The sequence below is a fragment of the Bacillus salipaludis genome, from assembly GCF_030938565.1.
In the GTDB taxonomy this organism is placed as follows: Bacteria; Bacillota; Bacilli; order Bacillales; family Cytobacillaceae; genus Neobacillus; species Neobacillus salipaludis_A.
Genome location: NZ_JAVGVR010000001.1, coordinates 2,847,905 through 2,862,479, shown reverse-complemented (window position 1 = coordinate 2,862,479; position 14,575 = coordinate 2,847,905). Strand labels below are relative to the sequence as shown.

Here is a 14,575-nt window from a genome sequence, read left to right as displayed (position 1 = left end):
CAAACTCGAAAAATATTTTTATTTTATGCTAAATAAGCATTAACCACTTTACTATCTTCTTGCAGTTCCGCAGCAGACCCCTCCATCGTCACCGAGCCTGTTTCCAGCACATAACCCCTTGTCGCTAGCTTCAAAGCAGCTCGCGCATTCTGTTCAACCAGCAAAATCGTTGTCCCTTGGTTATTGATATTGCGGATAATCTTCATAATTTCTTTGACAATAATCGGCGCAAGTCCCATTGACGGTTCATCGAGCATCAACAATTTCGGCTCCACCATCAATCCTCGGCCAATCGCCAGCATTTGCTGTTCCCCGCCAGACAACGTGCCGGCCTTTTGCTTCGCCCGCTCCCTCAGACGGGGAAACAGCTCAAAAATATTTTCCACATTATCCTTAATATGATTTTTTTTCTTTCTTTGGGTAAAGCCACCCAGTTCAAGGTTTTCAAGAACGGTCATTGTGCCGAAAATCCGTCTGCCCTCCGGAACATGGACAATTCCCAGTTCCACAATTTCATGAGGACGTAATTTCGTGATTTCCTGCCCTAAAAAAGTAATTGAACCATTTTGGTTTTTCACGAGACCGGAAATGGTTTTCAGCAGGGTGCTTTTTCCGGCTCCGTTACTACCAAGCATTGTCACAATTTCTCCAGGATAGATGGCGGCACTCACCCGTTCTAGTGCCTGAATTTTTCCATAATAAGAGTCTACATTCTTTAATTCTAAGACGGGAGTGCTCATTCATCGTCCTCCTTTCCTAAATAGGCTTCAATCACCAGTTGATTTTGGAAGACTTCTTCCGGGCTGCCATCGGCAATTTTTTTCCCATAATCCAAAACCGTTACATTGTCTGCTAATTTACTAACAAGGCCAATATCATGTTCGATGATAAAAATCGTCAGGTCATATTCCTTATGAATTCGTTTAATCAACAGAATCAGTTCTTCCCGTTCACTTTTATTCAGCCCTGCAGCGGGTTCATCAAGCAGTAACAACTTCGGCTGAGAGGCAAGGGCTCTGGCAATTTCCACCTTCCGTTGCAGCCCATATGGCAGGTTTTTCGCTTGGCGGTTTGCATAATCACTAACGCCGACAAATTCCATTGCTGATTCCGCAACGGTTTTAATTAATTCTTCTTCTCTTCTTTGCGCGGGTGTACGAAAAATAGCTCCTAGATAGCCCTGTCTTGTTTTGCTGTGCATCCCGCTCATTACATTTTCAAGCACCGTCAACGACGGAAAAAGACGGATATTTTGAAAGGTTCGAGCCATGCCCAATTCGGTGATTTTACTTGGCTTTTTCCGGACAATATTATTACCATCGAAAATGATATTTCCTTTGCTAGGTTTGTAGAACCCTGTAATGATGTTGAACATCGAGGTTTTTCCAGCCCCGTTCGGTCCAACAAGCCCGATAATTTTACCTTTTTCAATCGTGAAACTGACATTATCAACCGCCTTCAGGCCACCGAACTGTAAGGTTACATTTTCGATACTAACCAGCGACATGGCGATCCGCCTCCGTTTCTTTTCCTGCTGAAACCGATGCCCTTTCCTTTGCGGACGGCCAGATTCCTTCCGGACGGAAAATCATCATGACCACGAGGAGTCCGCCAAAGATTAGCAGGCGCCAGTCGGAAAAATCACGCATCACTTCCGGAAGGAGAATGACAAATACTGCACCCAATACCACTCCCGGAATTCTGCCTATCCCCCCAGAACTACAGCTAATAAAATCATCGCTGATTGGTTAAAGCTAAAACTCTGCGGAGAAATCGCCGTCATTTTTACCGCAAAAATTGATCCGCCAAAGCCGCCGACTATCGCTCCAAAAATATAGGCTAATAGTTTTGTCCTCCAACGGTTAATTCCCATTGCTTCCGCTGCATCTTCGTCCTCGCGAATATATTTCCAGGCTCTTCCTAATCGTGAATCTCCTAGTCTTCTGACAATAAAGATCATTAAAATGACAGATACAAATGCCAGATAATAAACCCCTGTTAGACCTGTTAATTGGAAAGAACCAATCGAAGGCTTTGGAATCCCGTAAATTCCCGATGCACCGCCGGTAAAATGAAGATTTATGGCAGAAATCCGGACAATTTCGCCAAACCCTAATGTGACAATCGCCAGGTAATCACTTCTGAGACGAAGTGTGGGTGCCCCGATAATCACGCCTGCAATTGCAGACAGAATTGCGGAAGCAATAATCGCAATCCAAAAGGATAGATGGTATTGTGTCATTAAAATTCCCGTTGTGTAAGCTCCCACTGCAAAAAAGGCCGAAAACCCTAAATCTAGCAGGCCGCAAAAACCAACGACAATGTTTAAACCTAATGCAAGAATGATATAAATCAGTGCCATCAGTGCAACATCGATCCAATAGTTGTCTGAAATTAAGGGCAGGCATGCCATTAAGAGAATGAGTACACAAAGGGCTGCTATTTTCAAAGAGTTTTTTTGAACTGTCTTGTCCATAAGCTACACCCTTTCCACTTCATTCTCACCAAGGATTCCCGTTGGTTTAAAGACAAGTAACAGAATCAAGATTCCAAAGGCAAAAACATCCTTCCAGGCGCTTCCTACATAAACGGTTCCGATGGTTTCAACAATTCCTAGAAGCAATCCGCCAAGCATCGCTCCTTTGACACTGCCGATTCCGCCGATTACTGCTGCTGTGAAGGCTTTTAAACCAATGATAAACCCCATGAGGAAATTGATTTGTCCATAATAAACCCCGTCCATCACTCCTGCTGCGGCAGCAAGTGAGGAACCGATAAAGAACGTCATCGCAATGACGCGGTGAACGGCAATACCCATTAAGGATGTAGCCGTCGAATCAATAGCAATCGATCGCATAGCTTTTCCGTACAATGTTTTGTGAATAAAAATATGTAATGCAACCATCATGAAAATAGAGAAGATAATAATGCCCAATTGCATGTAGGATAGATTTGCTCCGAGGATATGAAACCCTTTATTTGATAGATGAATAGGATAGACGCGAAAACTAGCTCCATAGGTAAGCATGATTCCATTTTGTAAAAATAACGAGACCCCGACGGCTGTAATTAAAACGGCTAGACGTGAAGATGCATTAAATAGAGGTCGATAGGCAATTCTTTCAACAACTACACCAAATAATCCGATTACAACCATCGAAATCAATAGGGCTAACCCTAAACCTAGTAAACTTGGCATACCAGTCAAAAAAGATAGCACGGTGAAGCCGACAAAAGAACCTACCATAAATATATCGCCATGAGCAAAGTTCAATAGCCTGATGACACCGAACACCATCGTATAACCTAAGGCAATTAGGCTATAAAAACAGCCAATGATGATCGCATTTATACATTGTTGTATAAATATATCCATCTAGATCTCCCTTTCACGGGGTGTCCTGGTATAATATGAGACACCCCTAAATCTGATTTTAAACCGTTGGACATCCATAACTGTCTAGCCCCCATCCTGTACGGGCGCTATCTTCTTTTCTATTGTGCCAATGTCATTTGGCCATTTTTAACAATCAATACAACAAAATTAGAAGTGGCAGTCTCTCCATTTCCCTTAAACTTCAATGGACCGCTGAACGTTTCAAAGCCATTTGTTTCGTTTAGCGCCTTGATGACTTTATCCTTGTCTGTTGAACCCGCGCGTTTGATTGCATCCGCCATGACTTTCATCCCGTCATAAGAAATCGCGGAGTATGGTCCTGGATCTGCACCAAATTTTTCTTTATATTTTGGGATCCAATCCTTCGCACTTTCTTGGAATTGCGGTGTTGGAGTAGTCGTTACAAATAGCCCTTCTGCATTTTCCGGACCAGCGATTTTAATAATCGTTGGATCGTTTGAGCCATCACCTACACCAAAGGCACCGGAAACGCCGGCTTGCTTAAATTGTTTTGCCAAAAGTCCGCCGACATTATAGTAACCCGTCCAGTAAGTTGCATCTGGTTTAAGTTCCTTCAGTTTGGTCATGAGTGAGTTAAAATCTTTTTCCTCTGGATTGACCGCGTCAAATGCGATGACCTTTGCACCCATTCCTTTTACTTCATCTCTTGTTCTTTCTGCGAGGTCAACTGCATACGCGGAATTATCATTGATTATTGCGATTTTTTTAGCGCCAAATTTGTTTACCATATATTCAGCAGCAGATTTAGCCTGCGCCGGCGCGGTACTATTTAATAGAAAAATATCTTTGAAGCCTTGCTCAGGAATTTTCGCAGAGTTTGCAGCTGTTAAAATCCAAGGGATATCTGCTTGGTTCATAACACCTGATGCCGGCAGAACAGCACCTGAGCAGTATCCGCCGACAACTGCTACGACATCCTTTGATACGAGTTTGTTAGCACCGGCTGTGGCAATTTGCGGGTCACAGCCTTCGTCCTCTTTAACAAGTTTGATTTTCTTTCCGTTGATACCACCGGCAGCATTGATTTCATCAGCAGCCATTTGAATCGCATTATTCATGTCCTCACCCATTTTTGCACTTGAACCGGTAATTGGGGTTAGCGTTCCAATCAATATTTCGCTGCCTTTGTCCTTGCCATCAGAGGAATCTGATCCTCCCGTTTTCGAGGAACAGGCAGTAATCATCATCATGACGATTACAAGTAATCCTAAGCGAGAAAGCCATTTACTCATTCAAAATATCCCCTTTCTTTTAACAAAATCGGATTGAAAACGGTTTCATTATCTAATAGAGCCACTTTGGTCGGCTAATGATTGGTCTGCCTGCGATTGCAGATTGTACGCAATCTTTAATGCTACTAAAATAAATTTTGCGATTAACTAGGCCAGGAGCATAGTGCGCATATTTTGCAGAGTTGGTCATTAATGTTTGACATTTATCCGGAATCACTGGAGTGTTAATCATACATAAACAAGTATCGGTCAAGAATTTTATTCCGAAGTGCTCAATTCTACCGGCCACACCGTTGTTGAGGGCTTGTTCATAAACGTATTGGGAGGTCGTGATGATGAATTCTGACTGGACTTTTACTGGAGATTTTTTTTCGATTAAGTTCTGGGCTTGTTCTACTTCCTGTTCAATTATTTCTGCCAAAAACTCGCATTCCTCATAGGAAAAATGCGGACTTCCAAGTGTGATCATATCAACCTTTGCTTCGGCACCGGAAGACAGTTTCTCCCACACTTCCCGTAGTTCTGCTTTTGACACTTTATGTATGGAAGCTGGAGGTTTATTGCCCAAAGCATTTTCCACCGATTGTGCTTCAGGTGTAATTCCGACAATATGAAACATTCCAACGGAACCGGCTGTTGCAGTGGCAGCTCCAAAGGCCTTTAAATCATCGGCTGATGGGGTATGGTTTAGACCGGTAATCACAGGTACACCACCATTTACCCTTTGGCCAACAAAATAACCAAAAACTGGATAGAAGAAGGCGTCTATCTCGTGAATCTCCTCCACATCGATTAAAATGGTGCCTTTCCTGTTTTCCTCAAGATGAAGACCTGTTAAGGGAACCCGGCCGATGATGGCAGCACAAATATCCATCAAATCCCCATAGCGGTTTGTTTTTGCTCCAAGGACACTATTGGCATAGACGACGGCATTTGATTCTGCCCAGGCGATATCCATTCCTTTTTGCGGTTTTTCCGGCAACAGGTATGGGGTGCAAGTAAAGGTTGGCTTTGCTCCCATCTGCAGATAGGCATCAGCAAGTCTTTGAGCGCAGTTTGCCCATTCCGCCTCGACACCCTGTTCCTTCCAGCGTTTTCGGTCAATAGAGATGGCATTCATAGTTGTCGGAACGGTAACCTTCCCACCCAATTCGGCTAGCGTTTCAGCAAAATGAAGGCTCGCTGGGCCGGTATAAATACAGCCATCAATATGTGCGCACTCAATATCAATTAGCTTTTTTGCCCCTTGAATTTCCGCCATTCGGACTATAACCCTCATGGCTAACTGCTTTGCTTTACCTTCATTTCCTTCAAGAATGCTTCGATCTTTTTTCGTCAATTCAACCTGCATCTTTGACACCTGCCAATTATAATCTGGGCTTATGTTTATCCTTTAACCACCCCCATTCAGAATATTTCGTGACCTTGTAAGTAGATAAGAGGCACTAACAGAAAGTTGGAATGCGAAATGCCTAGTTGGAGACGGTCTAGATTTGCAATTTTACCTTTCCAGCTTTATCTATAAAAGCATATTTTGCTTTTAACGCATCATCAAAATCTTTAGGAGTTAAGACAATAATCGGGATGGATTTTTGCAGAAATTCATCAGCAACGATAGAGCCGAGCGAAATAATTTCGTCAAGCTGACATAGAAGAATGGCTGTGGGTGCGTGCTCAGAAAAGATCGCTTCGAGAAGGATCCCGCTCCCTGTGCAGGAACCTCTTCCTGTCGGTAAAACAAATACCTTACCAGTTACATTTTCCTTTGATAACGGATGATGTCGGTCAATAATTTCCCCTGTGGTTGGATTTAGTCCACCCCAAAAGCTTAGTGGAACATTTGTGGCTAAAACAGGTCCTTCGGATTGTCCATCTACCAGGACCTGGCCTTTTTTTATAAGGAGTTTACTAGAAGACATTTTTACAACCCCTTTGTTTATTAATAAGGGTGTTGACTCGGAGATGTTTTTAAAAAAACATAATGATATGAAGGAGACTGATAATCATTTCAAATCAGTGAGACTTTGGTTCATTTTCGATGTAATATTTCCCTCGACGTGTTCTGCCATTTTTAATTTGGCCGTATTCGCATCACGGTTTTGAATGGCTTGTGCAATTTCCATTAACTCTATCGCTTGTTGTTCACGAAACTTTTGGTCGTTACCGCTTTCTAAACTTAATGCTGTCTTTCGTAGAACACTTTGAATTCCAAGCATAATGGCAATATGTATTTGGTTTTTTGAGGCATACGCCACTGCTTCATGCATCGCAAGGTCTAGGTCGATTAATTGCTCCCACGGTGTATTGATATCTGTTGTCAGTTCTATGAATTTTTTCGCAATGAGGATAATTTGGTGAGTCTCGAGATGGGTTGCTCTTTCTGCTGCCAAAAAGGCTGTTTTTCCTTCAAAATCGGTACGAAATTCGGCAAGCTCTATAAAGGTTGCTCCGCGGAAGTGAAGTAAGGTTTCCAACGAACGGCCCAGCTGGTCGGGTTTAGGTTCTACTATACTAATGCCACCGTTCACGCCTCTTTTGACTTCTACCACCTGTTCTGCCTCAAGTACCCTTATTGCTTCACGAATGGTTGTCCGGCTTACTTCAAACATACTGGCCATTTCACGTTCGCTTGGAAGCCGATCACCGGTTTTTAATTGGTTACTATAAATTGCATTATAGATTTGAGTGAGAACATCCTCAAAACCTCTAACTGGTTGAACTTTATTAAAAACACTGGCAAACTGGTTGTTTTCCTCTTCATCCACGCAAAAAATCCCTCCCTTCATAATGAATTTCGACCCAAAATTAAAGATTGGAACGTCTAATGGTCAAACCTTTAACCACATTATATTATTATCCAAACACTAAAACTAGCGTGTTATTTTGTGATGTTTTGACTAGTTTTGACGAAAACTGTACGGAACCAACAGTACGGTGCCTGTCACCCTTCGTGGACAAATCGAGGAAAAATGTCTTTTTAGGGCGGACACTTCCTAAACGGGCTTTTGTACTTGTAAAGTGGTATGTAAACTCTTAGAACTGTGACCTCTATATGTAAAAAACCTACCACTTGAATGAATGGCAGGTTTTCCTTTTATTCAATTATCATTTCTTTTTCAATATAACTAGCCCTAATTCCAAATCTAGGTTTCACTAGCTCGATTTCCTCACCTAACAGGATTTTGATGGCGAGGTATGGCATATTGATCCCAGAAAGACAACTATAATGCATCCCCCCGCTCATTCGCGGATTGATTTCCAGTAGTTTAGGGACATCTCCGTTATATTTCACCTGAATGTTAAACACATACGGCAATTGATACTCTTGATGAAAAGCATGAGCCATCTGAATAAGCTCAAAATGTTCAATAAGCTCTCGAACTCTTCCTGAACCTTTTAGCCGTGGAATAGCAGCAATTAATTTTTCTTCTGTTGCCAAACAATCAATGCTATATTCGGGACCGTCTAAGTACTCCAATACCATTAAGTCGGGAAACGACTCACTTTGGCCCAGAATTTCGCACGCATATTGAAAAGGAATCCGACGGCTCATTCCATGATAAAAGAGCTGATCAATGGTGTCATTTTCCTCTCGAATCACCCGAAAACCATTCGCTCCCTCACCGACTACGGGTTTAATACAAACAGTATGCCCTTTTTTCTGTAGCCGTTCATATGCATGTTTAAAAGAATCAACCGTATTCACCACGAAATAATCAGGAATAGAAACCAAAGGTTTACCATTTTTCGCACATTTCTCAATGGATTGGTAGGCTGCAGCCTTATTATCCATTGTCTCCATTAATTCAGCATCAGGGCAAACTAGAACCTTTACACCCAACTCCTCAAATAACGTAAGCCGTTTAGAAATTAGTACGTTTTCCTTTCGAGGAATAAAAATATCAATTTTATGCTTTTTACAAAACTCAAGACAAAACTGAATATATTCCTCACCGGAAACATCCGGTTCAATAAAAGCAAAATCACAATTCTTTAAATAAAGGGCATCCTTGTTGGGATGTGTTCCATAAATCATAAACTTCCGCTGATCCGGATTCTCACGAATCATATCGATATAGTGAGAAACTGTCGTAAACCAGCGATTAAACCAAATATTCATCTGAAACCTCTTTCTGGTTGTTTTATAAAACTTTTTCCATTATAGGCATTCAGAAAAAAATATATACGTTAACCTATTATTCAAGAAAAATAAACCGTGCATAAAACAATTCCAGGTTCAGTTATTAGAAATAAAGGACGTAAACTATTTAACCAGTTTACGTCCTTTTACATTTGCCAAGCTTTTCCTATACCTGCGACCACCGTTGTCCATCCCATGTGGACAAATTTAGCCGTTTGTCCACGTGCGGTGCCTGTCACCTTATTTTGTCACCTTATTTAACGATTACTTTCGGTTGGACTGAGAATTCGATGCTGCATCTTAGGGTGTTGGAGATGAAGCAGGCTTTTTCTGCGCGGACTGCTAGTTCCTCTAATTTTTCGACTGTAACCTCGGCATCCGGGTTTATGTAAATAGTTGGTTTATGATTAATTTGCTTAAATTTCAGCTTTCCATCGATTTTATCAACAATGCCTTCCGAAACAACTTCGAAGCTGACACCCTCAATTTTGCGGTTGCTAATCATCGCTGCCAGTGTAATCATGTAGCAATTATTTGAAGCAGCAATCAAAAGCTCCTCTGGACTTGAGCCAATCCCCGGACCATCAAATTCCTTTGGAACAGAAGCAGTTATATCCAATCCTGCTGCTTCAATATGTCCAGTACCATTCCGATCACCTTGCCATGAACCATTTACAGAAAAACGAGAAATCCCCATTGAAAATCCCCTCCTTAAAATTTCCTTTCTTTTATAATAATTTTAACCTACAATGGAAAGTAATTTTTTCACATCCTATATCAAGAAAACCTAGAACCATTTAAATATTTGCACTTTCTCCTGTAGATTCGTAAGTGCAGTCAACGCACCTATTTCCGTTGTGGAAAGTGCCGCAATTTCGTTCGCGAATTGCGTATATTTTTCTAACTGAGACAGGTTTTCCGGTATCCCTTTTTCATGGAATCCAAACAATATTGCAGCCATGAACGCATCCCCAGCCCCAGTTGTATCAATTGCATTTACCTTTACGGCTGGCACAAAAATTCCGCTTCCACTCCTAATCGCATATGTTCCTTTACTTCCCCTCGTGACCAATAGAAACGGAATCTTCAGGCCCGAGAGCTTCTCCAATCCAGCTTCTAAAGAACTAGTCTCAGTCACAAACAACAATTCCTCCTCAGCCATTTTCACCAAATCGACTTCTTGCAATATAGAAAGAATTGTTTCCCGGCATTGCTCATCACTCTCCCAGCGCTTCAGCCGAATATTGGTATCAAAAGCCCTTAATAAGCCGGACTCTTTTGCATACTTCAAAGCCCGATCAGTTGTTCCTCTAGCCGTTTCATGAAAAAGTGTCCCGGAACCGAAATAAAAGATCTTAGCATTTTCAAATAAATCACGCTGTAATTCTGACTCCAGCAGCCATTCATCAGGAGTGGGATTGATATAGGAATGAAAAGTCCGCTCACCTTGCTCATTTAAATAAACATATACACGACAAATTTTCTTACTAGGCGTACGGACACAATATTCCGTTTTGACTTTTTCCCGCGCCAGTTCTTTCTCAACAAATAAGCTAGACTCATCCACCCCTAATCTACATAAATAATAGGAGGGAATACCTAGTCTTCTCGTGCCGGCAATCACATTTACCGTAGCACCGCCCAACAACTGTGTAAACTTGGTATTGCTGCGGTCCTTCGAAATATAATCGATAAATGCTTCACCAAACGAAATCACACCATGTTTTTTCAAAGTGTTTGTCACAATCCTTTCAAACATTTACATAAAATTCAAAATATTATAAAATTATTTCTAAGGAAATTATTTTTCTCATTTACTATATTACAATAAAAACAAAACTGGAAATATCTTATTTAGGTGGCTATATAAGTGACGATGGCTATGCATATATTTAACTAAAAGCAAAAACAGACCAAAGGGGGAAATTGGATGAAGCGTTTGTCAAAGCAAGAAAAAAGCTGGGTCTTTTACGACTGGGCTAATTCTGCCTATTCGTTACTGATTACGACAGCCATTTTTCCATTATATTTTAAATCGGCAGCAAATGATGCAGGGGTTGCCGCAGTAGACTCGACTGCCTATTGGGGAATTGCCAATTCGATTGCTACCCTGCTGATTTCCATTTGTGCGCCGATATTAGGCACGATAGGTGACTATAAAGGATTTAAGAAACGATTTTTCACTTTTTTCTTTGGACTCGGAATTGTTTTTACCCTGCTGTTAGCCTTCGTTCCCCATCACCAATGGCTGATTCTCTTAATCTGTTATATGTTCACTGTCATCGGTTTTGCTGGAGCGAATATTTTCTACGATGCCTTTCTTGTCGATGTGACCTCTGAGGAACGGATGAACCGGATTTCTGCGAGAGGATTCGCGATGGGGTATATCGGAAGTACCATTCCCTTCATTTTAAGTATCGCCTTAATTATTTTATCATCTAAAGGAATTCTTCCTCTTTCCGTTACCGTTGCAAGTCAGGCTGCCTTTGCGATTACAGCTTTATGGTGGGGATTATTCACCATCCCGATGCTGAAAAACGTAGAACAGGTGTATTATGTCGAGCGTGTTCCCAATCCTGTATCTAATAGCTTTAAAAGAATGGTTGGAACCTTTAAACATATCAAATCTTACCGTGCGCTTTTCCTTTTCCTCGTTGCTTATTTCTTCTATATTGATGGGGTTGATACGGTTATTACCATGTCTACCGTATTTGGTACAGATATCGGCATTAGTTCTAATAACCTCTTAATCATCCTTTTTGCAACGCAAATTGTTGCCTGTCCGTTTTCGATATTATACGGAAAACTTGCAGAAAAATTCAGAGCAAAAAAAATGCTTCTTGTCGGGATTTTTGTCTATATTGTCATTTGTTCCTATGCTTACTTCCTTGATTCAACATTGGATTTTTGGATTCTGGCTATGCTTGTTGCCTCCTCTCAAGGGGGAATTCAGGCCTTAAGCCGTTCGTATTTTGCAAGACTAGTCCCAAAAGAAAATGCCAATGAGTTTTTTGGTTTTTATAATATTTTCTATAAATTTGCCGCTATTTTAGGGCCAACCTTAGTCGGTGTAACAGGAAAACTAGCGGGAGATACAAAAAGCGGCATATTCAGCCTCATTATTTTGTTCGTCATTGGCGGTGCAATTCTACTAAGAGTACCTGAAAAAATAGACTCCTCCCAATCCAATACCGTTTCCAGCTAAACCCAAAAAGGGACTTTGCCACGGCAAAGTCCCTTTTCCAACAATGTCCACTCCACACGGACAAAACCACCCCAAATGTCTTTCTATGGTGTCAGGCACCTGTAGACTCTCTCTGGTCGTCCGACGGTTCCATATGCTAGGTCCGCGGCTATTTTTTCCTCGGACATGAGGTGCTCTAGATAGCGTCTGGCGGTGGTTCGGCTTACACCAATTTCTTTGGCGACGACCTCTGCGGTCAGACCGCAATCCACTTTTCCGAGAACAATCAGTACTTTATCCAGTGTCAGCGGGTCAATTCCTTTCGGCAAATAGGATTTGTCATTTGCCGCCCCAGACCCGCTTACTTCCTTACGCAGCAACTTGTCCACCTGCTGCTGCGTAACATGCAGATTTTCATCGTGTAGTTCCACCAGCTTCAGATGATATTCCTGATAGCGTACTAATGACTGCTTAAAACGCTCAAAAACAACGGGCTTAATCATATAATCGAAAACACCAATACTAATGGCCTCTTGAACTTTATGAATCTCTTTTGTTGCGGTAATCATAATCACGTCCATTTGCTTCACCTGCTGTTTTGTCTCCTTCAGCAAATCAAGCCCATTCATATCCGGAAAATAGACGTCCAATAAAAGAAGGTCAGGCTGCAGTAGTTCGATATAGGTTTTTGCTTCCTCATAATTTACAGCAATCCCCACGGTCTGGAAACCCTCTATTTTTTCAATAAAACGCTTTTGAATTTCCGCAATCCGCAAATCATCCTCAACAATTAACACTTCGATATCGCGGCTCTTTTTCATGTAGGCACCCCCTGCTTTTCGGTATCGCTACCGTAAAAATCGTCCCTTCACCCTTTTCGGATGATAAAGTAACATAACCCTCAAGGTCCCTAATCGCCTTTTGAACAAGGCTTAGACCAATCCCGGCATTACTAACAGTATTCTTTGTCGTAAAACCTGCTTGAAAAATCCGCTCCTGATCCGCTAATGATATTCCCTTTCCATTATCTTCAACCTCGATAATCAGTTCTTTCCCAAGATCGGTTAAAAACAAGGTAACATTCTTTTCTTCCTTGCCATTGTCCCTTACCGCATCAAACGCATTATTAATCAGATTTCCGATGATCGTTACTAGGGTTTCCCTACTAATCTCCTTCGGAACATCTTGAAAACTGCTCTCACGGTCAATTGAAAAATGAATTTTTAGCTCACTAGCCAAGCTGACCTTGCCTAAAATGAATCCGGCAATAATGGGATCCGGGATTTCCCTCATTAAAAAAAGGATGAAACCCTGGGCAAAATCAACTTCTTTAGAAATAAACTCAATAGCTTCTTTATAGGAACCAAGTTGAATCAACCCAAGTAAAGTATAAAGTTTATTAGAATATTCATGTGTCTGAGCCCGCAGCCCTTCAGCATAGGCTTTCACATGGGATAATTCCTGGAGAAGATTGGCAAGCTCAGACTTGTTTCGGAAACTCGCAACTGCTCCAATCACCTCACCCTTTTTATCTAAAATCGGAATGCGGTTCGCCAAATAAACGTCACCATGAATAATAATTTCCTGATCATACTCGGCTTGTCCTGTTTTTACTACATCTAATAGATGAGTATTTTCCAAGACGTCTTCAATTTTTTTCCCGCGAAGCAAAACATCGAGTGGCTCATTTAAAATTTTATGAGCGGTTTCATTCACGACTGTTATTCTTCCCGCTGTGTCGATTGCGATAAGCCCTTCATGGATCGATTCCAGGATGGCATGCTTTTCCTGATACATCCATGCGATTTCTTTAGGTTCAAGTCCAAATATTGCACGTTTTATATTTAATGAGATTAATAGTGCTGCGATTAATCCCCCGATTAAAATAAGTAGAGTGGTAATAAAGATTTTTCGCTGAATTTTTGCAACCTCTGTATGAATATCCTTTTGCATGTAGCCAACGGAGACAACACCGATTACTTTTCCATTGTTAAATATTGGTGCTTTCCCCCTAAGTGAAGGGCCTAATGTCCCAGTCGATTCTGAAATAACCGATTTCCCTTTGAAAACAGCATCATTGTCTCCCCCAACCATTTTTTGTCCCAGCCGGTTTGGTTTTGGATGCGAGTAACGAATTTCGTCGCGGTTCCCAATTACAATAAATTCGGCTCCCACCTGTTTCCGTATTTTTTCCGCGATGGGTTGAATAATGGCGGCTGGGTCGCTAGTAGTAAAAGCGTCTTTAATACCCGGCATATTCGAAATAGTTTGAGCAACAGATAGGGCCTTTGTTCCCATATCGTGCTTAAGATTAGTCTCCATGATATTTTTAAAGGTAATTTCTAATATAACGCCAAGGACAATAATAAGTACGAACATTCCCAGCATTAATTTCGTATGTAAACGCATCCAAACACCTCTATTATTATCATATAAAAAAAAACCCCTTAAAAAAAGGGGTTTTTAAATGGATTTCAGAAATTTTGAAATCTTTATCTCGGATTAACGAGCAGTAAGACCCCCACTTCAAGAATTGAGGTACAAAAAAGATAAGTGTTGGATCAACTGCCCGTAAAAGCCCGATTGGTTCAACTAACAAT

The 14,575-nt window shown here is 41.4% G+C and carries 15 protein-coding genes; 1 reads left to right on the top strand and 14 read right to left on the bottom strand.

Features of this window, described 5'->3' with window-relative positions; all coding sequences use genetic code 11:
- Positions 1 to 23: 23 nt before the first annotated feature.
- The 12 genes from RCG21_RS14155 to RCG21_RS14100 form a co-directional block, all read right to left on the bottom strand.
- Positions 24 to 740, bottom strand: a complete 717-nt coding sequence (locus tag RCG21_RS14155) for an ABC transporter ATP-binding protein (RefSeq protein ID WP_133333433.1) — start codon at positions 738 to 740, stop codon at positions 24 to 26.
- Positions 737 to 1,507, bottom strand: a complete 771-nt coding sequence (locus RCG21_RS14150) for an ABC transporter ATP-binding protein (RefSeq protein WP_133333434.1) — start codon at positions 1,505 to 1,507, stop codon at positions 737 to 739. The genes RCG21_RS14155 and RCG21_RS14150 overlap by 4 nt, the downstream gene beginning before the upstream one ends.
- Positions 1,494 to 1,685, bottom strand: coding sequence for a hypothetical protein (locus tag RCG21_RS14145; RefSeq protein WP_308913289.1), 192 nt, complete (start codon positions 1,683 to 1,685; stop codon positions 1,494 to 1,496). The genes RCG21_RS14150 and RCG21_RS14145 overlap by 14 nt, the downstream gene beginning before the upstream one ends.
- Positions 1,686 to 1,705: 20 nt before the next feature.
- Positions 1,706 to 2,476: a branched-chain amino acid ABC transporter permease gene (locus tag RCG21_RS14140; protein WP_308913288.1), complete on the bottom strand. Its 771-nt coding sequence runs from the start codon at positions 2,474 to 2,476 to the stop codon at positions 1,706 to 1,708.
- A gap of 3 nt (positions 2,477 to 2,479) precedes the next feature.
- Positions 2,480 to 3,376, bottom strand: coding sequence for a branched-chain amino acid ABC transporter permease (locus RCG21_RS14135; RefSeq protein WP_026575356.1), 897 nt, complete (start codon positions 3,374 to 3,376; stop codon positions 2,480 to 2,482).
- 119 nt (positions 3,377 to 3,495) lie between these two features.
- The gene (locus RCG21_RS14130) at positions 3,496 to 4,650 is read right to left on the bottom strand and encodes a branched-chain amino acid ABC transporter substrate-binding protein (protein ID WP_133333436.1); all 1,155 of its coding nucleotides are present in this window, start codon (positions 4,648 to 4,650) and stop codon (positions 3,496 to 3,498) included.
- A 52-nt stretch (positions 4,651 to 4,702) separates the two neighbouring features.
- Positions 4,703 to 6,001 carry an aconitase X gene (locus RCG21_RS14125; RefSeq protein ID WP_133333437.1) on the bottom strand — a complete coding sequence of 433 codons (1,299 nt, stop codon included), beginning with the start codon at positions 5,999 to 6,001 and terminating at the stop codon, positions 4,703 to 4,705.
- Between the two features lie 136 nt (positions 6,002 to 6,137).
- The gene (locus RCG21_RS14120) at positions 6,138 to 6,569 is read right to left on the bottom strand and encodes an aconitase X swivel domain-containing protein (protein ID WP_133333438.1); all 432 of its coding nucleotides are present in this window, start codon (positions 6,567 to 6,569) and stop codon (positions 6,138 to 6,140) included.
- A gap of 84 nt (positions 6,570 to 6,653) precedes the next feature.
- Positions 6,654 to 7,415, bottom strand: a complete 762-nt coding sequence (locus tag RCG21_RS14115) for a FadR/GntR family transcriptional regulator (protein ID WP_165976192.1) — start codon at positions 7,413 to 7,415, stop codon at positions 6,654 to 6,656.
- A gap of 329 nt (positions 7,416 to 7,744) precedes the next feature.
- Positions 7,745 to 8,770, bottom strand: a complete 1,026-nt coding sequence (locus RCG21_RS14110) for an ATP-grasp domain-containing protein (RefSeq protein ID WP_308913287.1) — start codon at positions 8,768 to 8,770, stop codon at positions 7,745 to 7,747.
- Positions 8,771 to 9,044: 274 nt separating this feature from the next.
- Positions 9,045 to 9,488 (bottom strand): OsmC family protein, encoded by a 444-nt coding sequence (locus RCG21_RS14105; protein ID WP_133333441.1) that lies wholly within the window; start codon positions 9,486 to 9,488, stop codon positions 9,045 to 9,047.
- Positions 9,489 to 9,578: 90 nt separating this feature from the next.
- Positions 9,579 to 10,523 carry a carbohydrate kinase family protein gene (locus RCG21_RS14100; RefSeq protein ID WP_308913286.1) on the bottom strand — a complete coding sequence of 315 codons (945 nt, stop codon included), beginning with the start codon at positions 10,521 to 10,523 and terminating at the stop codon, positions 9,579 to 9,581.
- 198 nt (positions 10,524 to 10,721) lie between these two features.
- Here RCG21_RS14100 and RCG21_RS14095 point away from each other — a divergent pair, with 198 nt between their 5' ends.
- Positions 10,722 to 11,996 carry an MFS transporter gene (locus RCG21_RS14095; protein WP_133333443.1) on the top strand — a complete coding sequence of 425 codons (1,275 nt, stop codon included), beginning with the start codon at positions 10,722 to 10,724 and terminating at the stop codon, positions 11,994 to 11,996.
- Between the two features lie 83 nt (positions 11,997 to 12,079).
- On the opposite strand, the gene RCG21_RS14090 is transcribed toward RCG21_RS14095, so the two are convergent.
- Together RCG21_RS14090 and RCG21_RS14085 are read right to left on the bottom strand one after the other, a co-directional pair.
- Positions 12,080 to 12,796 (bottom strand): response regulator, encoded by a 717-nt coding sequence (locus RCG21_RS14090; RefSeq protein ID WP_133333444.1) that lies wholly within the window; start codon positions 12,794 to 12,796, stop codon positions 12,080 to 12,082.
- Positions 12,759 to 14,384: an ATP-binding protein gene (locus RCG21_RS14085; RefSeq protein ID WP_133333445.1), complete on the bottom strand. Its 1,626-nt coding sequence runs from the start codon at positions 14,382 to 14,384 to the stop codon at positions 12,759 to 12,761. Before RCG21_RS14085 ends, RCG21_RS14090 begins: the two co-directional genes overlap by 38 nt.
- Positions 14,385 to 14,575 lie beyond the last annotated feature (191 nt).